19 protein-coding genes are annotated in these 23221 nt (G+C 62.0%); 6 read left to right on the forward strand and 13 right to left on the reverse strand.

The features are described from left to right. Positions 1-93: 93 nt before the first annotated feature. Together VGM61_RS04495 and VGM61_RS04500 are read right to left on the reverse strand one after the other, a co-directional pair. Positions 94-1398, reverse strand: coding sequence for an epoxide hydrolase family protein (locus tag VGM61_RS04495; protein WP_331521535.1), 1305 nt, complete (start codon positions 1396-1398; stop codon positions 94-96). Positions 1399-1427: 29 nt separating this feature from the next. After that, positions 1428-1844 (reverse strand): organic hydroperoxide resistance protein, encoded by a 417-nt coding sequence (locus VGM61_RS04500; RefSeq protein ID WP_331521536.1) that lies wholly within the window; start codon positions 1842-1844, stop codon positions 1428-1430. Between the two features lie 264 nt (positions 1845-2108). Here VGM61_RS04500 and VGM61_RS04505 point away from each other — a divergent pair, with 264 nt between their 5' ends. Both VGM61_RS04505 and VGM61_RS04510 read left to right on the forward strand, forming a co-directional pair. Further along, entirely contained in the window at positions 2109-2849 is a 741-nt protein-coding gene (locus VGM61_RS04505; RefSeq protein ID WP_331521537.1) for an alpha/beta hydrolase, read from the forward strand. 39 nt (positions 2850-2888) lie between these two features. After that, entirely contained in the window at positions 2889-3698 is an 810-nt protein-coding gene (locus VGM61_RS04510) for an SDR family oxidoreductase (protein WP_331521538.1), read from the forward strand. Between the two features lie 12 nt (positions 3699-3710). Here VGM61_RS04510 and VGM61_RS04515 read toward each other — a convergent pair whose 3' ends face one another. The 3 genes from VGM61_RS04515 to VGM61_RS04525 all read right to left on the reverse strand — a co-directional run bounded on the left by VGM61_RS04515 (position 3711) and on the right by VGM61_RS04525 (position 6744). After that, positions 3711-4667, reverse strand: a complete 957-nt coding sequence (locus VGM61_RS04515; RefSeq protein WP_331521539.1) for a GlxA family transcriptional regulator — start codon at positions 4665-4667, stop codon at positions 3711-3713. A gap of 109 nt (positions 4668-4776) precedes the next feature. Then, a complete protein-coding gene (locus tag VGM61_RS04520; RefSeq protein ID WP_331521540.1) occupies positions 4777-5574 on the reverse strand; it encodes a hypothetical protein in 798 nt (265 codons plus the stop codon). A gap of 3 nt (positions 5575-5577) precedes the next feature. After that, positions 5578-6744, reverse strand: a complete 1167-nt coding sequence (locus VGM61_RS04525; protein ID WP_331521541.1) for a hypothetical protein — start codon at positions 6742-6744, stop codon at positions 5578-5580. A 242-nt stretch (positions 6745-6986) separates the two neighbouring features. Between VGM61_RS04525 and VGM61_RS04530 the strand changes: the two genes are divergently transcribed. The 4 genes from VGM61_RS04530 to VGM61_RS04545 all read left to right on the forward strand — a co-directional run bounded on the left by VGM61_RS04530 (position 6987) and on the right by VGM61_RS04545 (position 12320). Further along, positions 6987-8180, forward strand: a complete 1194-nt coding sequence (locus VGM61_RS04530; protein ID WP_331521542.1) for a permease — start codon at positions 6987-6989, stop codon at positions 8178-8180. A gap of 316 nt (positions 8181-8496) precedes the next feature. Then, positions 8497-9051, forward strand: a complete 555-nt coding sequence (locus tag VGM61_RS04535) for a (2Fe-2S)-binding protein (protein ID WP_414694798.1) — start codon at positions 8497-8499, stop codon at positions 9049-9051. A gap of 10 nt (positions 9052-9061) precedes the next feature. After that, positions 9062-10060 (forward strand): xanthine dehydrogenase family protein subunit M, encoded by a 999-nt coding sequence (locus VGM61_RS04540; RefSeq protein WP_331521544.1) that lies wholly within the window; start codon positions 9062-9064, stop codon positions 10058-10060. Between the two features lie 22 nt (positions 10061-10082). Then, positions 10083-12320 carry a xanthine dehydrogenase family protein molybdopterin-binding subunit gene (locus tag VGM61_RS04545; RefSeq protein ID WP_331521545.1) on the forward strand — a complete coding sequence of 746 codons (2238 nt, stop codon included), beginning with the start codon at positions 10083-10085 and terminating at the stop codon, positions 12318-12320. Positions 12321-12326: 6 nt separating this feature from the next. Here VGM61_RS04545 and VGM61_RS04550 read toward each other — a convergent pair whose 3' ends face one another. The 8 genes from VGM61_RS04550 to VGM61_RS04585 form a co-directional block, all read right to left on the reverse strand. Continuing rightward, complete coding sequence (locus VGM61_RS04550) at positions 12327-13190, reverse strand: MurR/RpiR family transcriptional regulator (protein WP_331521546.1); 864 nt, start codon at positions 13188-13190, stop codon at positions 12327-12329. Positions 13191-13200: 10 nt separating this feature from the next. Continuing rightward, positions 13201-14523, reverse strand: coding sequence for a peptide MFS transporter (locus VGM61_RS04555; protein ID WP_331521547.1), 1323 nt, complete (start codon positions 14521-14523; stop codon positions 13201-13203). A gap of 24 nt (positions 14524-14547) precedes the next feature. Then, entirely contained in the window at positions 14548-15567 is a 1020-nt protein-coding gene (locus tag VGM61_RS04560; protein WP_331521548.1) for a dipeptide epimerase, read from the reverse strand. A gap of 4 nt (positions 15568-15571) precedes the next feature. Then, a complete protein-coding gene (locus tag VGM61_RS04565; protein WP_331521549.1) occupies positions 15572-17698 on the reverse strand; it encodes a TonB-dependent receptor in 2127 nt (708 codons plus the stop codon). A gap of 261 nt (positions 17699-17959) precedes the next feature. Next, positions 17960-18787, reverse strand: a complete 828-nt coding sequence (locus tag VGM61_RS04570) for an SMP-30/gluconolactonase/LRE family protein (protein ID WP_331521550.1) — start codon at positions 18785-18787, stop codon at positions 17960-17962. Continuing rightward, on the reverse strand, positions 18784-19707 hold the full coding sequence (locus VGM61_RS04575; RefSeq protein WP_331521551.1) for a 2-dehydro-3-deoxygalactonokinase: 924 nt from the start codon (positions 19705-19707) through the stop codon (positions 18784-18786). The genes VGM61_RS04570 and VGM61_RS04575 overlap by 4 nt, the downstream gene beginning before the upstream one ends. A gap of 6 nt (positions 19708-19713) precedes the next feature. Next, the gene (locus tag VGM61_RS04580; RefSeq protein ID WP_331521552.1) at positions 19714-20454 is read right to left on the reverse strand and encodes an SDR family NAD(P)-dependent oxidoreductase; all 741 of its coding nucleotides are present in this window, start codon (positions 20452-20454) and stop codon (positions 19714-19716) included. Positions 20455-20488: 34 nt separating this feature from the next. Next, entirely contained in the window at positions 20489-23203 is a 2715-nt protein-coding gene (locus tag VGM61_RS04585; protein WP_331521553.1) for a TonB-dependent receptor, read from the reverse strand. Between the last annotated feature and the right edge of the window lie 18 nt (positions 23204-23221).

The following is a 23221-nucleotide window of genomic DNA, read 5'->3' on the forward strand; positions in this document are numbered from 1 at the left end:
GGAGCATGCATGGCGGCGATTTCCGGGAAGACTAGCGATCGACAGAACAGGCATGAAACACGGACATACGGTCCATGTTCCATGCCATTGGGTTCAACGCAAGGGTCTAAACGCCGCCCGCATTTCTTCCGCGAACAGCTTCGGCTGTTCCCATGCCGCGAAGTGGCCGCCCTTGTCTACTTGATGAAAGTAGACAAGGTTGCTGTAGGCCCGTTCGGTCCAGCTGCGCGGCGCGCGATAGATCTCGCCGGGGAATACGGTCACTGCCACCGGCAGCTTGATCTGGTCGGTCTTTTGGTCCGCCGCGTTGAAGTTATTGTTGTTGTTCTCCCAATACAGCCGTGCCGATGACACAGCGCTGTTTGTCACCCAGTACAGGGTGATGTCGTCGAGCATCTGATCCTTGGTGAGGGATTTTTCAGGATCGCCACCGCTGTACGTCCACTGGGCAAACTTGTCGTACATCCATGCGGCCAGGCCCGCGGGCGAGTCGCTAAGCCCGTAGCCGAGCGTCTGCGGCCGCGTTGCCATCATCGCTCCATAGGCCCCATTCTTCTTGAAGAACGTGCCAAGCGATTCGTACGCGGACTTCTCGTCTGTGGAGAGTCCAGCAGGAGCCGGTTCGCCCGCGGCCATGGCCTTGGCAACCTCAGGTGGCACCGTCGCCGGCATATTGACGTGGATGCCCAGCAGGCCCGACGGCGCCTGGCGTGCCATGGCGTCCGCGACGACCGAGCCCCAGTCACCACCTTGAGACACATACCTCCGGTAGCCGAGCCGCTTCATCAGTACGTCCCATGCCCGCGCGATGTGATCGGGATCCCAGCCGGTGGTTTGCGGCCGGTCCGAGAAGCCATATCCCGGCATCGAGGGAATGATCACGTCGAAAGCATCATTAGCCTTGCCGCCGAATGCGGTGGGATTTGTCAGGGGACCGATGGAATCCACGATCTCCAGGACTGAGCCCGGCCAACCGTGCGTGATCAGCAGCGGCAATGCATGCGGGTTCTTCGACTTGACATGAATGAATTGAATCTCGACACCGTCGATGGTGGTGGTGTACATGGGCAAGGCGTTGAGCCTGGCCTCGACTTTCCGCCAGTCGTAATCGGTACTCCAGTAGCGAACAAGATCCTGGATCTTCGCCAGCTGCACGCCTTGCGTCTGGTCAGCAACGGTTTCCTTGTCCGGCCATCGCGTGGCTTGCACGCGCTGGCGGAGGTCCTTCAGCACAGTGTCGGAAATGTGTACCTGGTACGGCCGGATCGAAGCGTCCGCGGGCGGCGATGCCGTTTGGGCGGCAGCTGCCGTTGAAGCGAGGAAGACCACGGATGTAGCAAGTACACCCAGCCAACGACGGCGCGCCGCGCTAGCGACCCGTGAGAATAGCGATTGCATGATGTTTTCCTGGGAAGTTGAGAGGTTGATCAGATCAGACGGATGTCGACCGCCATGTTGTTGCGCGTCGCCTTGGAATACGGGCAGGCTGCATGCGCCTCGTCGACAAGTGCTTGCGCCATGTCGTGGCTCAAGCCAGGCAAATTGACGTCGAGACGGCCCTGCAGGAAATATCCGTCGTCGCCACTGCATAGACTGACTTCCGCGTCGATGGCCGTACCCTTGGGCAGCGTGATCTTGTGCTTGGCCGCCGAGAGTGCCATCGCACCTTCGAAGCATGCTGACCATCCCGCTGCGAACAACTGCTCGGGATTGGTGCCGTTGCCGTGGCTGCCCGGGACAGAGAGCTTGATGTCGAGCCTGCCGTCGTCGCTGCGCGACGCGCCGTCGCGCCCGCCGGTGGTATGGACCTTTGCCGTGTAAAGCGCTTTCTGAAACTGCTTCATGTTTTGTCCTCTTTGGTGGTCTGTCACTTCGCCTATCCGGCTCCTGTAACGCGCTGGCGCGCCCTGAGCCGGCAACAGAGTGGCGTTCAAAGGCGGCGGCATAAATGTCGTAAAGGGCACCTTTCCTGCCATGAATGACCGATGGCATAAAAGATGGCAAATGCGACGTTTAAGCCGTTTGCGGGCGAGCGTATGTTCTGCACCAGACCCGGCGATTGCGCCGGCAACGCAAGCCGAACTCACCCACTCCCCTCAGGAAACCCAATGAAAAACATCATCCTTGCGCTCGCCGTTCTCGGCGGCCTGTTGACGGCACCGGCATACGCTGCCGTCAAAAGTGTTGTTCTTGTCCATGGCGCTTTCGTCGACGGTTCCGGCTGGAAGCCGGTCGCGGACATCCTGGGACGCGACGGGTATGCCGTCTTTGTCGTGCAGGAGCCGCTAACCTCCCTGGATGCCGACGTGGCGGCCACTCGCCTTGTGCTCGACAGGGCCGGCCCCTCGGTACTGGTCGGCCACAGCTGGGGCGGAATGGTCATCACCGCAGCGGGCGATCACCCGGCGGTAAAGAGCCTGGTGTACGTGGCGGCATTCGAACCTGCGGTCGGTGAAAGCGCCGGCGCCTTGCAGACCCGGACGCCGCCCGCCGCGGCCCAAAGTGTCGTTCCTGTAGGCGGTGGTTTCGTGCAAGTGAAGCCGGAATCGTTCCACCAGGACGTCGCTGCGGATCTTCCGGCGGACGCGGTTCATTTCGCGGCCATTTCGCAGGTGCCGATCGCGGCCGAATCATTCGGCGCAGCGGCTAAAACCGTGGCTTGGTCGACGAAGCCAAGCTATGCCGTGGTGGCGACCCAGGACCGCATGATCAATCCCGACCTGGAGCGCTTCATGAGTCATCGCGCGAAGTCAGAAACGATTGAGCTTGCCGGTAGCCACGCGATCTTCCTCTCACACCCCCGTGAAGTCGCGGCGCTGATCGAGAAAGCGGCAAAAGCCGCCGAGTAAAGTAAATTCTGGATTTAAAAAACTGTTTGAGGAAACGACATGACTTCTTTCAATAACAAGGGCACTGCCCTCATCACGGGCGCCTCCACCGGCATAGGCGCCATCTACGCCGACCGCCTGGCGCGGCGCGGGCACGATCTGATCCTGGTGGCACGCAACCGCGTGCGCCTGGACACGCTGGCGCGGCGCCTCACGGATGAAACGGGCCGCTCCGTGCAGGTATTCCCTGCCGACCTTGGCAACCCCGGCAATGTCGCTACCGTGGAAGATCTTCTGCGTAGCGACCGCACCATCTCGGTGCTGGTGAACAATGCCGGCCTTGGTGCCACCGCGCCGCTGCTGGAATCGGACGTGGCACGCATGGATGAGATGATCGCTTTGAATGTAAGCGCGCTGACACGTTTGACCTACGCGGTCGTTCCAGGCCTGATCGAGCGCGGTGGCGGTACGGTGATCAACATAGGTTCCATCGTCGGCATTGCACCGGAAATACTCAACGGTGTGTATGGCGCGACCAAGGCCTATGTCCTGGCGTTCACTCGCTCGCTGCATCATGAGCTTGCCGACAAGGGCGTGCGCGTGCAGGCCGTGATGCCCGGCGCCACGGCGACGGAGTTCTGGGAGGTAGCCGGCAGGCCGATCGAAGACCTTCCTTCGACCATAGTGATGCGTGCCGACGACATGGTGGATGCTGCCCTCGCAGGCCTGGACCAGGGCGAAGTGTTCACCATCCCTGCCCTGCCGAATATAGGCGACTGGGTGGCGTACGAGGAAGCCCGGAAGAAGCTGTTGCCTCAGCTTTCGCTCTCGGAGCCGGCCGCGCGCTATCTCGCGTCGCAGGCTTCGTAACGTTCGCCGCCGTCAGGCAGCTTGCGTATCCGCTTCGGGCTCTGCCGCATGGCGACGCATCGCCTGCGGCGGTTGCCCAAAGGCACGCAAGAATGCCCGGCGCATGCGCTCACGGTCGGCAAAACCCACTTCGCGTGCAATCACCTCGATGGAATGGCGTGTCTGCTCCATCATCAGGCGCGCCGCTTCCACCCGCAGGCGTTCTACTGCCTTGGCGGGCGACTGGCCGGTCTCCTCGGTAAAGGCGCGACTGAACTGGCGAGGGCTCAAGCTAGCCGCTTCAGCCAGTTCTTCCACCGAGAGAATTGATTTCAGGTGGCTCCTGGCGTAGTTCAGCGCGTTCTGAATGCGGTCGGACTTCGGCTCGAGTTCGAGCAGGGCTGAGAACTGCGATTGGCCACCCGTGCGGCGATGGTAGATCACCAACTTTTGCGCGACCTTACGCGCCACATCGGTCCCGAGGTCCTTCTCAACCATGGCCAGTGCCAGGTCGATCCCGGCCGTCATACCCGCCGACGTCCAGATATCGCCGTCGACAATGAAGATGCGGTCGTCCTCCACCGTCACCTCGGGATGACGCTCGGCCAGTTGCCTTGCGAAGAGCCAATGCGTGGTCGCGCGGCGCCCGTTGAGCAGGCCGGCCTGCGCGAGCAAGAAGGCACCCGTGCAGATGCCCGCCACCCGGCGCGCAGAACGCGGTGCACGGCGCACGATCTCGATCAGGGAATCCGGCACGGAAGGAATACCGGTGCCACAGCCAATAAGCAACGTGTCAAAACACGGCTTGCCGATGGCTTTCGTCTCCACCGGGGCCCCGAGCGAGCTTGCGACGGGGCCGCCGTATTCGGAAACGAAGGCCACATCGTAGTTGGTCTGCTTGAGTGTCAGGTTGGCGAATTCAAACACCGATGCCGCGGCCAGCGTCATGATCTGAAACCCTGGATAGACCAGGAAACCGATGCGCTGCATGACACACCTCGCCGATGGCATGAAAGATTGCAGCAACGACTTTTAAGCCGTCCCGTGGCGGAGCATACAACTATCTCTCGCTGACCACGAAGTATCGTGACCGGTAGCATCATCGTACTGCTTGCTGCGAGGTATTAGCCCCCAAAGCCTCTTTTGAGCCCACCGTGAAGACGATCGTAGCATCGGTTGCGGGTTTCGGCGGCTCGTTCATCGGCGTTTCGAAATGACCACCCAGACGGTTGCCAGCCGGATCTTCCAACGTACCGCGTACGACGATCCGGTACTCACCTGCATTCCACACCTGGTTCGGGGTGAACGTCCAGGTAGCTTCGCCATCCCGTAGCCTGGCGGTGCCATCCATGATGCGATCGTCAGCTGTCACCACCGCCAGATAGTCGGCCTCGCGGCCGTCGATCGGTTCCTTCAGGGTGACGACAAGGGGTTGTCGCGACCCGGGGCGCACGGACGCCACCGTCCATGCCGACGGGGCGGGACCATTCACATCTACCGGATACACATGCCATCGCTTGATGGGTTGTCCGTCGAGCGTAAGGATCACCTCGTCACCCCGATGCAGGATGGGCCCCCATTGTTCCCGCGCGATAAGGCCGGTCTTGACCCTTCCGGGATTCAACAGGAGTGTCAGTATCTTTCCGTCGGGTGACCATAGCTCCTGCTGCAGGAACGGCTCCTGCAAAGGCTCTCCGTTGGCGCGCCGAAGCGCGATCCTTGCTAGTACCGGCCCATCGACAGGCGCTGCGAACACGATGGATAAACGCAGCAGGTTGGCCGGAACACCGGTAGCGGACGGCTGGACCTGGACGACTTCTGCGTCCGGTTGCCCCGCCTGTGCAAGCTGATGCATGGCCGCAAGGGCTGCGCCAGCAAGCAGTCGACGCAGCCACATGGCCTACTCCGACGCCTTGATGAACTCAGGTAGATCTTCATCCTTCAGCAGCATGTTGATGTATTGCTGGGCGGGTCCTTTTCCCTTGTAGCTGAAATCGGGGAATGAGTACTCCGAGACATGGTCGGTCAAGCGGAAGCTCAAGCCCTTGCCCATGGAGACCAGTTGCAGGTCATCGTTCTGGAGGTTCCGGCGAACCACGACGAACGACTTGTCGTCGAGGTTGTCCAGGCGCATCACGCCGGCAAGAGGGGCTTCGGTCATATCGAGCCCGGTGATCTGCCCGTACGGAACCTGCTTTTCGATGCCGGGGCGGCCATGTGCCGCTTCCAGTTCAGATACGGGGATGACCTCCCCCACCCGGTTGAAGTTCACAAGCATGATGAAGTCTTTGGACTTCCCATGTTCGGTCTTCGTGAATGAGACCATATCGGCAGGCGTATTGCCGTAGCCGAGTTCGGCGACGGTTTGACCACGCACGTGGGCGCCATCCTTCAGGTCTTCCAGCGGGATGAGGACCAGCGGCGTGCACGTGTACGCGGCAACGAGGTAGGGCTTGCCACCAAGGTCCGCGAAGCTCATCGCCCGGATCGGCGCGCGCGTCTCGAACTGGTCGTGGCCGCCGTGGAAGATCTCCAGTGAAGTGATCGACTGCTTGGCATCGAAGGGGTAACGAACCCGACGCAGGGTGGAGGAGAAGTCCTGGTTGGAAAGTCCCGCAACAAAGAGCTCGCCGTCGCGCCACTTCATGTCCGTGACGGTAAAACTGCGCTCGGCCGTCTGCTTCCAGAATTTCTCGTTCGTCGTGGGAGCGTCGCGAAGCACCACCGAGTTCGAATGCGCTGCCTTCAGATCCACCCGATGCGCCTTCTTGTCGCTGGTGACGAGGAACAGCGCCGGCGTTTTCCCTGGGCCGTAGCTGACCGCGACATAGACCTGTGCGGTTCCGGGACGAACCACCATGTCCTCGACGTTAACCCTGGCACCGCCGACCTGCTGCGACAGCAGCGTTTCCAGGTCCAGCACGTTGAATGTCGCGCCCGTAGGTTGGTGCGGCGCTGGCGGCAGCTCGATCGCGTGGACTTCCGCGGCTTTCCAGTCGGCGATGAAGAGAATGTTGTCGGGCCCGGCGGCGAGGCGAGAGATTGACTTGACGTCCGCCGCGAACACGTTGGCGGATACCCCCAGCAGACACGCCGTGGCAAGGAGTGAGAGGCGCATAAGTATCCTTTGTTGCTTCAGTGGAATGGAGGTCCAGGCAACCCGAAATGGCAGCCCCGCCCTTGTCTACGAAGACTAGGCGCGGCCACCCTGCCCCGGTAGGCCCCCGCATCGAAACGCGGTGGTGAGCGTTTGGCACCAATGAAGAAAAAAGGACGAGCTCGACGATCGACCGGGTGTAGGATCCCGGGATGGATATTCTCGGTGCCATCGAGCGTGCGTTGTGGCTGTCCTTCACCATGTTCTGGCAGATTTTCTGGGGTTTGAGCCTGGGCTTCGCGCTCTCCGCGGTGATTGAAGTCATGGTCCCCAAGGACACCATGGCAAGGCTGTTGCCTGATCATGGAGCGAAGTCGATTGCGACGGCGGGTATCTTTGGAGCAGCAACGTCGTCGTGCTCGTATGCAGCCGTGGCAATGGCGCGATCGATCATTCGCAAAGGCGGGAACTTCACCGCGGCAATGGCGTTCCAGTTCGCCGCGACCAATCTGGTACTGGAACTGGGCATATTGCTGTGGGTACTGATGGCCTGGCAGTTCGCGGCCGCGGAATTTATCGGCGGAACGATCATGCTTGTCCTGCTGGGGATCGGATATGCGCTGTTGCTTCCGAAAAAGCTGGAGCGAGTGGCAGTCGAGCACGCCAAAGGTAACGCGCGGGGTGCCATGGAAGGCCACGCGGCCATGGCGATGGACAAGCACGCCGGCGGGTGGCGCGAGCGCCTGCTATCACGCGAAGGATGGATCGCCATCAGCCATTTCTATGTGATGAACTGGACCATGGTGTGGAAGGACGTACTTGTAGGTTTATTAGTCGCCGGCGCACTCGGCGCATGGGTGCCGGACAGTTTCTGGCAGGGATTCTTCCTGCATGGCCATGGCGCCTGGACGGTTGCGATCTGGGGCGCATTGATCGGGCCTTTGATCGCACTGGCGGCATTCACCTGTTCAGTCGGTAATGTGCCGTTGGCGGTACTGCTTTGGAGTGGCGGCATCAGTTTCGGCGGCGTGGTCGCCTTCATCTTCGGCGATCTGATTATTCCCCCGATTCTTAATATTTACCGCAAGTACTACGGAGGGAAAGCCACGCTCTTTCTGTTCATTACCTTCTATTTTGTGATGGTGCTTGCGGCATTGGCAGTCGAAGGCATCTTCACCCTGCTTCATGCAGTACCGACCCAACGCATCGGTGCCGTATCGATGGCAACCATCAGCTTTAATTACACCACCGTGTTGAATATGGTATTTGGTCTCGCCGCAGCCGCTCTCATCATGGTCTTTTTCAGAAGTGATGGAATCGAGATGCTGCGTATGATGAAAGATGACGGTCACGGAAACGCTGACGATCATGCCGATACAGGCCACGAGCATAACCACAGGCATTGACGTCAAAATGCCCACGGATACTTTGCGATTGGGAGTATCCCATGCGCCAGGCGGTTGCCTTGGCGCAGCGACGGCCCAGGCGTGAAACACAGACACCGGCACCAGTCACCCAAACTTGACTCTCCCGCGCGTATGCTGATTGCATCGCCCGGGCTCTCGATCCGGTCTGTTTGCTTCGCACGCCAACGACATCAAGCCCGCCCTGGAGCCAGCCATGTCCGAAAAGAAGCCTGGAGACCTTCCAGCCTCGCCGCCGGGGGATAGCGCCGACGTCAGGATACAGATCGGTCGACGGAATTTCCTCCAGATCGTGGGCATGACTGGCGCAGCTTCCGGGTTGGGATTGCCGATTGCCGCCCAGGCGGCCGCTATCGCCGCGGTGTCGCATTCTGCAGCGGAAGTCGATGATCATCTGGTGTCGGTGCGATTAACCGTTAACGGTAAGGTACAAGTGCTGAAGGTCGATTCGCGTACCGCGCTTCTGGATGCGCTGCGTGACCATCTCCAGCTCACCGGCACCAAAAAAGGTTGCGACCACGGCCAGTGCGGGGCCTGTACCGTGCATGTGAATGGCAGGCGGGTGAATTCCTGCCTGAGCCTTGCGGCGATGCATGACGGCGACGATGTCACCACGCTCGAGGGCCTGGGCCAGCCGGGCAACCTGCATCCGATGCAGCAGGCTTTCCTGGAGCACGACGGTTACCAGTGCGGCTACTGCACGTCTGGCCAGATCATGTCGGCGGTTGCCCTGATGAAAGAGCCGTGCGGACCGGCCAATGCCGATGTCAAGGAAGCGATGAGCGGCAACATCTGCCGCTGTGGTGCCTATACCAACATCGTTGCTGCCATCCAGCAGGTTCGCAAAGCCTAAAGGAACGAAGATGGAACCGTTTACCTTTTCCCGCGTCACCGATGCCGGCAAGGCCATCAGTACCGCGGCGAAGTCGTCAACCGCCCAACAGGGCGCCGAGGTGCGTTTTGTCGCCGGCGGCACCACCCTGATCGACCTGATGAAACTCAACGTCGAACGGCCGACGCATGTGATCGACATCAACCACCTGCCGCTGGCCGATGTCGAACGCACGCCCGAAGGTGGCCTTAAGATCGGCGCCCTGGTGCGCAATGCCGACTTCGCCCACCATCCCCTGGTGCAGCGTGATTACGCCGTGCTTTCACAGGCGTTGTTGTCCGGCGCCTCCGGGCAGTTGCGCAACATGGCCACCACCGGCGGCAATCTGCTTCAGCGCACGCGCTGCATGTATTTCCGCGATACCAACATGCCCTGCAACAAGCGTGAGCCCGGCAGCGGATGTTCGGCCATCGAGGGATTGAATCGAACGCTGGCCATCCTGGGCACGAGCGCGAAGTGCATCGCCACCAATCCCTCGGACATGAATGTCGCGCTGACCGTGCTTGAGGCGACTGTGGTTATCCGTGGCACCGGCGGCGAGCGACGCGTACCGGTCGGCGAATTCTTCCTTCTTCCAGGCGACACGCCCCAACGTGAAACGGTGATGATGCCTGGCGACCTGATCACGCACGTCATCCTGCCACCGCCGCATAAAGGTGCGCGGTCGCATTACCTGAAGCTTCGTGATCGCGCGTCCTATGAGTTCGCCCTGGCGTCGGCGGCAGTGGTGATCGCCGTGGACAATGGCTCGATCACCCATGCCCGCGTGGCCCTGGGAGGCGTGGGCACGAAACCCTGGCGGTCGCCCGAAGCTGAGCAGGCGCTGCAGGGCCAGGCGGCGAACGAACACACCTTCGCTGCCGCAGCCCAGGCCGCCCTGCGCCAGGCGAAGCCGCAGAGCGAGAACGGGTTCAAGATCGAACTGGCCAGGCGCTGCGTCGCCCATGCGTTATCCACCGTAACTGCATAAAAGCGACATCGAGGAGCCTTTCATGTCCGAAGCAGCTTCCAGCGTCACTCCCCTGCCCGTCGTCGGACAGCAGTTCGCGCGCGTGGATGGGCCACTGAAGGTCAGCGGAGCCGCGCGTTACAGTTCCGACCACAGCTTTGCCGGCATGCTCTATGCGGTCCCGGTGGGCGCGACGATCGGCAACGGGCACATCGACGCCATCGATACCCGGACCGCTGCAGCCATGCCAGGCGTGCGCAAGATCTACACGCGGGAAAACATCGGCACGTTCTACCGCGTGCCCAAATCCGCCAAGGTGATCATTGACGAGCGCCGGCCACCGCTTGAGGACGACGTGATCCGCTACTACGGACAGTACGTCGCCCTGGTCGTCGCCGACACCTTCGAGCAGGCTACCGCGGCGGCGGACAAGGTGAAGGTCAGCTACAAAGGCCAGCAGACGCCGAACGTCGCGGTGAAGCTGTCGGCTGACGAAAAACCAAAGGTCGATACCGAACGCGGCAATCCCGCTGATGTATTCGCCTCGGCGGCTGTCAAGGTCGATCAGACCTACTCCACCCCCACCGAAACACATAACCCGATCGAGCTGCACGCCAGTGTGGCCACCTGGGACGGCACGCGCTTCACGCTGTATGAAACCACCCAGGCCATCGTCAACTTCCGGGGGGTGATGGCGCAGATGCTTGGTGTCCCGACCGAAAACGTCCGTGTGGTCACTGAATTCCTGGGGTCGGGCTTCGGCGGCAAACTATGGCCATGGACGCAGGCGATGCTGGCAGCCGCTGCCGCGCGGGACCTGAACAAACCGGTCAAGCTCGTGGTGTCGCGGCAGATGATGTTCCATAACGTGGGACATCGCCCGCAGACGCAGCAGCGCTTGAGGCTTGGCGCAACGAAGGACGGCAAGCTGGTATCGCTGCAGCACGACTACATCTATCACCGCGCCCTGGAAGCTGATTATTCCGAGGACTGCGGCGAAGCCACCGGTTTCCTCTACAGCACGCCGAACCTGCGCGTCACCGCCGGTTTCGCTGAGCGCCATGTCGGCCCGGCTACCTCGATGCGTGGCCCGGGGGCGGTTCCCGGGTTATACGCGCTCGAATCGGCCATGGACGAACTGGCAATCGCCCTGGAGGTCGACCCGGTCGAGCTTCGCCTGAAGAATGAACCGGCCATCGACGAGGCGGAGAACGTGCCGTTCTCCTCGCGCCATCTCAAGGAATGTCTCACCACGGGCGCCGATAAATTCGGCTGGGCCAAACGGGATCCCCGCATCGGTTCGATGCGTAACGGCGACCTGGTGCTGGGCTGGGGCGTGGCGGCATGTTCGTGGATCGCCGAGCGCTTTCCTGCCGCCGCCAGCGTCACCTTCAACGCCGATGGCAGCGTGCGCGTGGCCAGTGGAACGCAGGACATCGGAACCGGTACCTATACCGTGCTCGGCCAAATGGTGGCGGAACTCGCGGGTGTTGAGCTTTCAAAAGTGAAGGTCGTGATAGGCGACACCAATCTTCCCCCCGGGCCCATCTCCGGCGGTTCGATGGCTACTGCCTCACTGGTACCGGCAGTAGCACAAGCCACCCGTGATGCGATCGGAAAACTTCTCGCTGCCGCCAGTGAAGGTGACTCCCACTTCGGCCACGCAGCGGCCGACCAGCTTGCTTTCGCCCACGGACGCGTGCATCGCAAGAAGGATTCGCCCGATAGCGGACGCCGCTTCGACGAGGTGCTCACCGCAGCACGGATGGGTCACGTGGAAGGCCAGGGCAAGTCCGAAGGCACCTTCGGCAAGGAGGGCAAGAAGGAGTACTCATCGCACTCGTTCGGAGCGCATTTCGTCGAGGTGACCTGGCAACCGAAGATCGCCCGGCTGCGCGTCAGCCGCGTGCTGACAGTGATCGACGCCGGCCGGATCATCAATCCCCTCACCGGCCGCAACCAGATCGAAGGTGCGGTGGTGATGGGTGTGGGCATGGCGCTGTTTGAAGAGACGCACTACGACAAGCGCAACGGCATGGCGGCGAACAGCAACCTGGCCGACTACATCATGGCCACCCACGCCGATTCCCCGGACATGGATGTGGTGTTCCTCGACTACCCGGACCTGAAGCTCAATGAGATGGGTGCGCGCGGCATCGGCGAAATCGGGCTGGCAGGTATTGCGGCGGCGATCACCAACGCGGTGCATCATGCCACTGGTATCCGCGTGAGCGACCTGCCCATCCATATCGAGGATCTGCTCGCTTCGAAGGTTGCCTGAACCGGGTTATTTATCCCGGGGCTTACGTGCCTTGATGTGCGGCGGGCCCACATATCCGACCAGCTCCTGTCGAAGCTCATTGATCTGGCTAAGCCGCTCCATCACGGCAGCATTCGCCTTGCTTACATCGGCAACGATCAGGCTGAAAAGGCTCGAGACGGCGCTATAGCTGTGCCATACCTCGCTGGCCTGGACCATCAGCACGTGCGGCGTGAGCTCGCGAGCCCAGTAACAGTCGGTGTCGGTAATGAGCACCATGGGAATGTTCCGCTCGGCCACCTTTTCGGCAATGGCGCGAAACTGCTTGAAGTAACGCCGCATGTCGACCAGGACGACACAACTCTTCCGCGTCGAATCCAGCAACAAATCGACATAGGCGGCGTCCGTGCCATCACTGAATGCCACGCGGGGACGAACCTGCTGCAGGAGTTTGGCCAGGCCAAGACCCAGGAAGGTACTGTGCTGGAAGCTGGCCACGGATACCTGGTCGGCTGATGCCAGCAACTTGATGATGCTCTTCCATTCCTTGCTGCGCGCCAGTTCGTGCACCCCGGCGAGCGCCCGCGTTTCCCCCAGCAGATGGGCACTGATGTCGTCGGCGTCCTTGGAGTGTTCCGGCGGCTTGTAGAAATGGCGCCATGTGCTGTCGCCGCGGAACTCTTCCTTGAGCTCGCCGATCCCCTCGTAGCCCAGGCTGCGCACGAAGCGGCTCACCGTCATTGGGCTCACGCCCACCCGCTTGCTGATCGAAGCGGCGGTCTCGAAAGGCAGGTCGCGGATGTTATGCAGAAGGAACGTGGCGAGCTTCCGCTCCGAGGCGGTGAAGCCTTCCCAGTGTTCCTTGACCTTCTGTTTGAGATCCTGGGTCATGGATGCAGGCTCATGGCGTAACGGCGGCGGACGAAGCGGCATTATCACGCCTTTCCGCGCGTTCGACGCGCACGCCGACAAAGAAAAGCATCACAGCCGCCCCGCCAGCCACGCCGCCCATGGCAAGGAAGAACCCGCCATGCGGCAGTTTGCTCCACAGCGTGCCTAGGGCCCCTGCCAGAAGGTTGCCGAAGAAGCCGGCAAAGAACCACAGCGCGATGCAGGTGGCGCGGAGCTTCTCTGGAGCCATGCGACCGAACAATCCCAGCCCAACGGGCAGGATGTAAAGCTCGCCCAATGTCATGAGCACGAACCAGCCGACCAGCCATGTCCAGTGCGCAGGGACGCCTCGCGCCTCGGTCCAGCCGGCGACGGCGGCCAGCAGCGCATAGGAGAGTCCGACGACAGCTGCCCCAAACGCCATTTTGTACAACGATGGCGTGTCCACCCCACGCTTGGCCAGCCTTGTCCAGCGGGCCAGCAGCAGGGGCGTGGCCGCGAAGACGACCAGTGGGTCGATCGCCTGGAACCACGCCATGGGAATGCTCCAGGACGAAGTCACCTGGCGATTCACCCCCACATCCGCCCACAAGGCGATGGTGTTGCCAACCTGCTCATAGGCACCGCGAAACACCACGACAATCGCAGCAATGCCGAGAAGGAACAGCAGTTGCCTGCGTACCGGTTCATCCAGGAGCGGTTCTGTCGACCGGGCACGTGCCATGCGTGCCGGCTCCGGCGGCAAATGGGACGAGCCTGCGACGTAGATCACAAGCGAGATAAGCATGCCTACGCCCGCTGCCGTGAAACCCCAATGCCAGCCATAGGCTTCGCCAAGAAAGCCGCAGACCAATGGCGCCATGAACGCACCGAGGTTCACGCCCACATAGTAGATGTTGTAGGCACTTTTGCTACGTGGGTCGCCATGGCGATAAAGCCCTTCGATCTGACTGGCAAGGCACGGCAGAAAAAGGCCGTTGCCCAGTGCAATGGTGATCAGCGCGGGGTAAAACAGCGGCTCGGACGCCATCATGAAGTGGCCCAGGGCCATGGTGGCCCCGCCGATCACGACCGCCCGGCGCTTGCCTAGCCAACGATCCGCAACCCACCCACCAACCATAGGCGTGAAATAGATCAGCGCCGCATAAACACCGTAGATGAGCGACGAATATTCCTGGCCGATGTGCAGGCGCTTGGTCATGTAGTACACCAGCAGCGCGCGCATGCCGAAGAAGGAGAACATCTCCCACATTTCGGTGAGGAACAGGACGGTCAGACCCCTTGGATGACCAAGGAACGTGCGCTCGCCTGACACCGGGGTTGCTGCAGACATATTGGACCGCCCCATGGATAAACCCTATGCCGCAACGCTATGTGGGCCACCCCACACTTGATCAGGACACCACACGTGTCCGTCGGAATAGCTCACGGCCGGGTCGCGGTCGGCGCGGATGAACATCGGTCCGTCCAGATCCGCCACCGCACACAGCGACCCAAGCACGAAGGCTGGCCCCATCGACCATGACGAGCCCCCCATGTTACCGACCATCAGCCGGAATCCAAGATCGCTTGCTTCGCGCGCCAGCGCAAGCCCGGCGGTCAGGCCACCGCATTTGTCGAGCTTGATATTGATGACCTGTACCCGGCCTACCAACCTTGGCAGGTCGTTGCGGTCCTGCACGCTTTCATCGACGGCGAACGGAATGGGGCATTCAATGCCATCGAACCATGCTTCCTGTCCGATCGGGAATGGCTGCTCAATGACGGCCACGCGTGCTGCCACGAAGGCAGGCAGCATCGCGTCCAGGTCTACACGGGTGAATCCCTGGTTGGCGTCCACCATCAACCAGGCGTCAGGACACGCAGCCCGCACGGCCCTGACACGTTCGGCGTTGAGATGGTCGTTGGTCAGCTTGAGCTTGACGGCCCGCACGCCAGGAAGATCGCGAGCCATGGCCTCCACCACGTCTGGCGCCTCGGCACTCAACGTGTAGGTAGTGATCAGGGGTCGTGGCTCGGCGACGCCGGCCAGCTGCCACACCGGCATGTTCTTTTGCTTTGCCTCCAGGTCCCACAGCGCGCAGTCCAGGGCATTTCGGGCACCACCGGCTGGCAGCAGGCTCAACACCTGCTCGCGCGTCACGCCGCCTTCGATGATGTCCCGCAGCGCTTCGATCTGTCCAAGCATCGAGGCGGGCGTGTCGTCCCGATAGTAGACACCCAGCCCTTCCCCCCGGCCGGTGTGCTCGCCGCTGCGCAGGGTCACGACCAGCGCATTGCACGCGGTGAATGTATAGCCGGTGATGCGGAAGGGCTGCTTCAGCGGCAGCGGGTCGATGTGTGTGGTCAATGTTACGGGCAATGCACGGCCTGTCATGTCGTCAAAAATCAACGGTGGCAGATGCGCCAACCGTGCGTGGCGTCTGCAAGGTGGCGTTGAAGGGACTGGCAATGGAGCTTTGCGTCTCCGGCCACACCGAGGTGATGCCGTGCTTGTTCGCCAGGTTCTTGACGTAGATCTTGAACGTCCAGTTGTCCACGCCGGCGCCGGCGTACAAGTTGATATTGTTATAGCCTGGCAGGAAGTAGCGTGGCGACGGGACGGTGTTGAACTCCGCTGCACGGCGGCCAACGTAGCTGAAATTGCCACCCAGGAAGCCGGACCACGTACCCATCGGGAAGGTGTAGTCCACGCCGAGGTTGGCGTTCCACTTCGGCACATAGGGCAGCGGATTGCCCTTCAGGCCATAGACGCCGCCGGGCGGGTTGTCCTGCGCGAGCCTGGCGTTGGTATAGGTGGCGTTGGCCCACAGGGTAAGTCCGCGTGCCGCGTGATATCGCCAGCTCGCCTCTACGCCCTTACTGGTGGCCTTGCCGCCATTGCCCAGGAAGCTGAAACCACCCGCGGTGGATGTGAGCTGCACCTTCGACCAGTCGATGTAGAACGCATTGAGCTCGACACTCATGCGCTTGTCGAGCATCAGTGTCTTCAGGCCCACTTCGTAGTTGGTGAGCCGGTCCGGATCGAACGTCAATGGCGCACCCAGGCCGGGTGGTACACCCACATTGGCGCCGCCTGGGCGGAAGCCGGAGGCGACACGCACATAGGCCATGATGTCTTCGGAGAACTTATAGCTAGGATTGAACAGGTAGGTGACCGGATGATCGCTGCTGCGGGTGGTAAATGCGGTATCACCGGTGAGCAGGCCCGTCGTGGTCTGCGAGTACGTGGTCTTGTCGCTGCTATAGCGCGCACCCACCAGGATGCTGAACTGCGACGTGGCGTGCCAGGTCAGGTCGCCATAGCCTGCCCACTCCTTGAAGATGGCAGGCCCCACTGACACGTTGCCCAGCGTTGGCAAGGCGATCGGCGTACCGGTGTTGAAATCGAAGCTGGTGATGTCCTGGCCATCCACGGTGTGCTCGTGTGTGAAGAACAGGCCCGTGCGCCACTCCCAGGTCTGGTCGGCGGGCGATTGCAGACGCAATTCCTGAGTCACCTTGTTAAGGGAAATGGGCTGGACCTCCGCGTACCCGCCGTTGGGCAGACTGAAGATCGAGTTGAGCACCGATCCGAACAGGTTGGTGATGTCCTGGCTCTCGTTCAGTCGCAAGGTGCCGTAGCTGGTGGTGGAGATAAGCTTGGCCCAGCCCATGTCGTCGCTGACCGAAAGGTCATACAGCCGGTACTTCACCTTGAACGTGCCCGTGCCGGCCGCGCGGTTTTGCTTGTCCCATCCATAGACGGGCCGGAGCGTATTGGGATCGAGATCGATCCCGCCATTGGCAAGACCATCGCTGGTCAGGTTCTGTGCCAACGCCGAAAAACGCACCGATACCTTGTCGCTGGGTGTCCAAAGTAATTGCGCGCGTGCGCCGCGCACCTTGGCCTCGTTCACTTCGTTCTTGCCGGTGTTGACGTTATCGATGTAGCCCGGATCCGTGCGTTCGTAGGCGTTCACGCGCAGGCCAAGCGTATTGGCCACCAACGGGATATTGGCCATGGCATGCGCGCCGAAGCCGTTGCCGCCCCCGGCCACGCTGTTGACGTCGAAGCCTATGCGACCGCTGGCTTGCGTGGTATCTGGCGGCGTAGTGACGAACTTGATCAGTCCACCGAGTGTATTGGATCCATAAAGCGTGCCCTGCGGGCCGCGCAGCACTTCAATACGCTCGATGTCGCTCGGGTCGATGTCCGGCGTCAGCATGCTGCCGGCCGCGTAGATCGTGCTGGAACCGTAAGGCGTGTCGTCAATGTAGGTACCGACGGTCGCATTGGGCTGATGGCTGCCGGTGGTAATGCCGCGTAAAACCAACTGCGTCCAGCCCTGCCCCGTTGAAACCGTGTTTAGCCCGGGCACCTGCGTGGCGTAGTCGGCAAAGCTCGTGGCGTTCTGGCGATCAAGCTGCGTTTCGGTCAAAACCGATACCGCCATGGGGACATCCTGCAGGCGCTCATCGCGCTTGTTGGCCGTCACGATGACCGTGCCGAGCTGGGTCGTGGACACCTCTCCCGGGGTACTTTCCTGAGTCTGGGCATTCGCGGAAAGCGGAATCGCCAGCCCCACGGCGATGGCGAAGCAAATAGCTCGGCGACTGTACGGCAAGCAGCAATAGTCCACGACACGTCCCCCACGTGAAACGGGTATCCCGTTGCCGTAGTGTGATATCACGCTACCATTTTGGTGTCAATGATTGCCCGCTATCATTTCTGACCCGGAGTCTTCAATGATGTTCCGTTCGCGTGGCCAGCCGGAAATAGCAGCCGGTCACTCCCCTACCCTCACCCGGAACAACCCACCTGAACCGGGATTCGCCTCGATCGCGGCATCCGTGAGCCGGGCACGCGAGGTTCCGACATAGGCTTTCCCGTCACCATCGAAGGCAAGGCTGCCCACGTGCGGCGCGGGCAACGTGATCATCTGTTCCACCGCTCCATTCGGAGCCAGGCGAACGATGCATCCGCCTCCCCACATGGCGACCCAGACCCATCCTTCGGCGTCGATCGCCATGCCGTCGGGCTTGCCCGGAATGGCGAGGAAGTCGGTGATCACGAAGGGCTCGGCGAGCACCGACACGCCTTCGCGTGGATAAGCCAATAGCGTTCGGGACAGGGTATCGACCACCAGCAAGGTCGTACCCCCGTCGCGAAAGGCCATCCCGTTGGCAACACCAAGACCGTCGGCCACCCGGGTCACGCTCGCGTGGGCATCGGGCGCGTAGTAGAGCGCACCCCGGCCCGACAACAGCCCCCGATGCATCGATCCGGCCCACAGGCCGCCTTGCGCATCGATGGTCATGTCGTTAAGACGGCAGCCCGGAGCCAATGGTGCCGGCGGCCCTGCGGAGAGGGCTCCCGTCGACACGTCGATCACGTGGAAACCCTCCTCGCCGGCGGCTACCCAGGATCCATCAGGCCGCCGCCCAAGCGACCAGATCGGGACGGCTAATGCGATCTCGCAAAGGCTGCCGTCCGAGGGTGACCAGCGCAGCAAGCGACGTTGCGGCGGATCGAGCCATAGCACGTCATCGCCGTCCATCCGCACCGACTCGCCGACCAGCGCATAAGGCTGGGCGACCAGGCTGACGGTGCTCATGCCTGCATGACGCCCGTTGCGGCATGCAGCGCTGCAAAACCCTGCGTCGTGGCATCCGCCGCGTCGATAGTGACCGACGGTATCGCCAGCACGGCGAGTGCTTCGGCGTAGAGTGCGCAGACGACCGGGGTACCGACCAGGGTGACCTTATTGTCGGGGCCCAGCGGGTAAAGCGAGCGGGCATCGCTGATCTCCGCGCCGATCAACAGGCCGCGCAAGTACGAGGCCGCATCGTCACGCGCGAGGTCGTTGCGCATCACTTGTGCCCTCACCCCGAACAGTTGCGTGCCCAGGCCCAGGGCGCCTTCAACCCCGGATAGCACGCCAGCGGTAAAGGCATCACCGACGCTGGCCGGCGCCGCAACGATGGAACTGAGCATGCCCGCTGCCGTGAGCCGGTCGAAGATCTCACCCGACATCGCCGTCATGAATTCCATGACGTTTCCCTCCACCACGCGCACCCATTTGCTGTGCGTCCCCGGCAACGCCACCACGCCGTCGCGGGGCAGACGGCCTGCGCGCATCAGGCCGAAAAGCTCGACTTCCTCACCTCGCATGATGTCCGGTGCCCCGTCGCCCGCGCGACGACAAGCCAGGCCCGGCACGATATGCATCGTGCGTCCTGCGATGGTCGTTGGATGCAGGTTCGCGGCGAGGTCTTCCACGCCGATCGGGCACTGGGCATAACCGGCTTCCTCCCAACCCACATTCGATCCCACCATGCCGCAGGCGTAGAGGGTGGATGCCACGGGCCAGCGTCGCAGCAGGCGTTCGATCTGCGCCGCCATGCCGTCGCGATCGAGCGAGGCGATGCCCGCAGGTTCGGCGAAGGCGTCTTGCACATGTCCGGTGTGGTCGAGCAGGAAGGCACGAAAATTGGAACTGCCCCAGTTGATCGCTATGAAATCACTTCCCATCATGTCCCCTCAGCGACGCGTCACCGACGCGCCGCCATCCACCGGGAATAGGCCGCCGGTGAGCCATGCACTTTCCTCGCCCGCCAGGAACACAGCGAGGTTCGCGACATCCTCGGCGGTGCCGAGCCGCCCCAGCGGATGGCGCGCGATGTTGCGTAACCGGGCCGCCTGCGGATCGGCGTCGCGCTCGAATGAACCCTGTAGCAGGGGCGTGTCGATGGATGCCGGTGCGATGGCGTTGACACGTACCTGCCACGGTGCGAATTCAAGCGCCGCCGTGCGGGTCAGCGATTCCAGGGCCGCCTTGCTGGCCGCGTAGGCGGCAAGCGTGGGCGTTGCGAAGCGGGCGTTGATGGATGATGTGAGCACCACCGAGCCGCCGCCGGCATCACGCATGGCAGGTATGGCATGACGAAGCAGACGCACGGCGGACAGTACGTTCACGTCGTACGTTTCCCGGTAGAGCGCGTCGTCGGACTCCAGGATCGAGCCCGGCGGGCTGATCCCCGCGCAATGCACCAGGATGGTGGCCACGCCTTGCACCAGCGCCGAGGCCTCCACCGCCTGGCGCACCGCGGAGTCGTCACGCAGGTCCACTTCGAGCGACAGGGCCACATCCCCCGACGGCTTCAGGTCCATGCCTGTCACCGCCGCGCCTTCCTCGCGCAGACGTCGCGCCACCGCGAGGCCGATCCCGCTCGCCGCTCCCGTGACGATCGCCACCCTTCCTGCCAATGCCTTGCCGCTCAACCGCCTTCTCCCCGTTTGCGCATACCTGGCATGGTCAGAACCGCCAGGTCAGCGTGCCCATGTAGTTACGGCCATATACCACATTGGTGCGCAAACCTTCGGTGCTGCCGTCATAGGTACGCTGCTGGCTGTTGAGCAGGTTCGAGGCCTGCAGCTGCACCGATATCTTGTCGGTGAAGTTGTAGGTCACCGATGCTGCCAGGTCTTTATACGTGTCGTTGTAGATGCCGGTGTTGGCAGCGGAGAGGGCCACCAGGTATTGGTTGCGCCAGTTGTACGCAACACGGGCGCTGAAAGGTCCCTTCTCGAAGTAGAAGATGAGGTTGGCGTTGTTCTTCGACAGGCCCGGGAAGGTCAGCGAGGAGCCTGTCACGTCCTTGATGGGCGTGTTTGAGTCGATATAGGTGTAGGTCGCCACCATGCCGAAGCCGTTGAGGGGATCGGGCAGGAAAGTGAACGGCACCTGGGCCAGGAGCTCTGCACCCTTCACCGTGGCCTGGTCGCCATTGACCTTGCGATTGATGAAGTAGCTGACACCGCCGTAATTCTCGATGCTCTGCTGCTGCACGATGAAGGTGGAGATGTCCTTGTAGAACACGCCGGCCGACAGCATGCCGGTATCGTTGTAGTAGTACTCCAGCGACAGGTCGTACTGGCTCGCCTTGAACGGTTTCAGTGCCGGCGCACCGCCGCTGCCCGTGCCTGGGGTGATCTGCACCCCGTTATCGAACACGGCATTATTGTTCAACGTCACGCCGTTGTTGAGGTCTTCGGTATTCGGGAAGGCCACCACTTTCGCCGCGCCGCCGCGCAACAGAAGCTTGTCGGTGATCTCCCACTTGGCAACCGCGGACGGCAACCAGTTTCGGCTGGTGCTGCGGTAGTCGGTCGGAATGGGAGCGCCCGAACCCGAAAGCAGGTTGCCCGATGAATCGAGCTCTCGCTGTACGTAGCGGACGCCGAAGTTGCCCGAGATCGGCATGGAGCCGGCCTCGAAGGCCCAGTCGACCTTCGAATAAGCCTCGTAGAAGTCTTCGTCGATGCTGAAGGTACCCGCATAGGCAAGGGCATTGTTGCGCCCATCCAGGCACTGCGAATTCTGGCTGATGGACGGGAAGCCGGTGAAAGCGTCGCAACCGGTGAATACCGAACGGTAGCTGCCAAGGTAACTGCGCGGCAGGCCGTCGAATTCCCCCTTCATGAAATTATCGTTGGTGTAGACACGCAGGAAGTCGCTTAGGGAGCTTGCCGGGATGCCGTTGGTCGGACGGATATCGGCGCGCAGTGGATCCTGGTCGCTGCGGACCGAGGTGACGCGGGCGCCGAAGTCCAGCGACTGGATATGGTCGGAGTCGAAGGTCCAGGTCCAGTCGGTGCGGGCGGCGGGGGCATCAGTCTTGGCGCGGTAGTCGTTGTCGAACAGGATCGACAGGCGCATCTGCGAGGGATCGATAAGATCCACGCCGCTGACATTGAAGCTGCCGAAGTCGCCCTTGCGCAGGTCGTAGTCGATGACGGAATTCACGCCGGCCACCGGCTGCAGGCGGATGTAGTTCTGGTGGTACTCCGCTTTCGAGCGGTCGAAGGAAACCTCAGCCGAGCCGTCCAGGTGCTCGCCCGCCCTGAACGAAGCGCGCAGCGCGGTGGACCACACATCGGCATCGATGTCGGCAACCTCGGTATTGGCCTGGATAGGGCTGGTGGAGCGGCCTGCTACCAGGATGTTGTTCGGTGAATACACCGCGTTGCTCAAGCCCGCGCTGGGGTTGAAGGCCAGCCAGTAGCGATCACGATCCGCGGTCTGTTTCGAATAGAACGTATCGGCCACGATCTCCACGCCGGGCGCCGGGCGCCACTGCACGATGGCACTCACACCTTTCTTGGTGCGGTCGTCCTGGATGTTCTGCGCACGCGTGTCGGTGCTGCCATAGCGCGTAACGGTGGGTGTCGATGGATCCTTGAACGCGGCGTAGCCGGAGAACGTATCCAGGCCCTGCTGCACCACGGTGCCATGGCTGTACGTAGCGGCGATCATGGCGCCCAGGCGGTTGTCATCGGTGTGGCCGGAAAGCAGCGCGAAGCCGTCTCCGCCACCCTTGCGGGCGAGCTTGCTGTACGTGCCCGACACGCTGACGACGTTCTGGTCGCCGCCGGCGTTCAATGGCATGCGCGTCCGGATATCAATGATGCCGCCAAGCGCGCCGGCAAGCTGGTCGGCGCTGGCGAGCTTGGTGACCGAGAGCTGCGAGATCAGCTCCGACGGCACCAGCGTCAACAGGCCGTAGGTGGACGTGTTGAGCTGGTCCAGGCCATTGCCGCCACGCCCCGTGGCATCGAATATCTCGCGCCCGTTGTACAGGTACACGTTCTGGCTTAGGCCACGAACCAGCACGCTGCTGCCCTCCCCCAGACCACGCTCCAGCTGCACGCCGGCCACTCGACCGAGCGATTCGGCGACGTTGGTGTCCGGGAGCTTGCCGATGTCATCAGCCACGATCGCATCGACGATCTGGGCGGAATCGCGTTTGAGGTCACGTGATTTTTCCAGGCTCTGCCGGATGCCCGAGACGGTGACGCCCTGCAGATCCACCGTGTCCGGTTGCGGCGGTGTGCTCCCTGGCTGGGTCGGCGGCGGCTGTGCCGTCGCCCCGATGTTGTTGTCGCTGCTCGTCTGCGCGACGGCGGGAACAGATGCGAAGAGCACTTGCGCGATCAGGGTCGACAGGATGGTGCGACGAGTAAGAGCCATGGTTGTTATTCCTCCCCC

It is taken from the genome of Pinirhizobacter sp. (genome assembly GCF_036499745.1).
In the GTDB taxonomy this organism is placed as follows: Bacteria; Pseudomonadota; Gammaproteobacteria; order Xanthomonadales; family Rhodanobacteraceae; genus Pinirhizobacter.

Excerpts from the sequence above, each read along its gene's own strand:
- VGM61_RS04495 (WP_331521535.1), bottom strand. The coding sequence starts at position 1,398 with ATGCAATCGCTATTCTCACGGGTCGCTAGCGCGGCGCGCCGTCGTTGG.
- VGM61_RS04500 (WP_331521536.1), bottom strand. The coding sequence starts at position 1,844 with ATGAAGCAGTTTCAGAAAGCGCTTTACACGGCAAAGGTCCATACCACC.
- VGM61_RS04505 (WP_331521537.1), top strand. The coding sequence starts at position 2,109 with ATGAAAAACATCATCCTTGCGCTCGCCGTTCTCGGCGGCCTGTTGACG.
- VGM61_RS04510 (WP_331521538.1), top strand. The coding sequence starts at position 2,889 with ATGACTTCTTTCAATAACAAGGGCACTGCCCTCATCACGGGCGCCTCC.
- VGM61_RS04515 (WP_331521539.1), bottom strand. The coding sequence starts at position 4,667 with ATGCAGCGCATCGGTTTCCTGGTCTATCCAGGGTTTCAGATCATGACG.
- VGM61_RS04520 (WP_331521540.1), bottom strand. The coding sequence starts at position 5,574 with ATGTGGCTGCGTCGACTGCTTGCTGGCGCAGCCCTTGCGGCCATGCAT.
- VGM61_RS04530 (WP_331521542.1), top strand. The coding sequence starts at position 6,987 with ATGGATATTCTCGGTGCCATCGAGCGTGCGTTGTGGCTGTCCTTCACC.
- VGM61_RS04535 (WP_414694798.1), top strand. The coding sequence starts at position 8,497 with ATGACTGGCGCAGCTTCCGGGTTGGGATTGCCGATTGCCGCCCAGGCG.
- VGM61_RS04540 (WP_331521544.1), top strand. The coding sequence starts at position 9,062 with ATGGAACCGTTTACCTTTTCCCGCGTCACCGATGCCGGCAAGGCCATC.
- VGM61_RS04545 (WP_331521545.1), top strand. The coding sequence starts at position 10,083 with ATGTCCGAAGCAGCTTCCAGCGTCACTCCCCTGCCCGTCGTCGGACAG.
- VGM61_RS04550 (WP_331521546.1), bottom strand. The coding sequence starts at position 13,190 with ATGACCCAGGATCTCAAACAGAAGGTCAAGGAACACTGGGAAGGCTTC.
- VGM61_RS04555 (WP_331521547.1), bottom strand. The coding sequence starts at position 14,523 with ATGTCTGCAGCAACCCCGGTGTCAGGCGAGCGCACGTTCCTTGGTCAT.
- VGM61_RS04560 (WP_331521548.1), bottom strand. The coding sequence starts at position 15,567 with ATGACAGGCCGTGCATTGCCCGTAACATTGACCACACACATCGACCCG.
- VGM61_RS04570 (WP_331521550.1), bottom strand. The coding sequence starts at position 18,787 with ATGAGCACCGTCAGCCTGGTCGCCCAGCCTTATGCGCTGGTCGGCGAG.
- VGM61_RS04575 (WP_331521551.1), bottom strand. The coding sequence starts at position 19,707 with ATGATGGGAAGTGATTTCATAGCGATCAACTGGGGCAGTTCCAATTTT.
- VGM61_RS04585 (WP_331521553.1), bottom strand. The coding sequence starts at position 23,203 with ATGGCTCTTACTCGTCGCACCATCCTGTCGACCCTGATCGCGCAAGTG.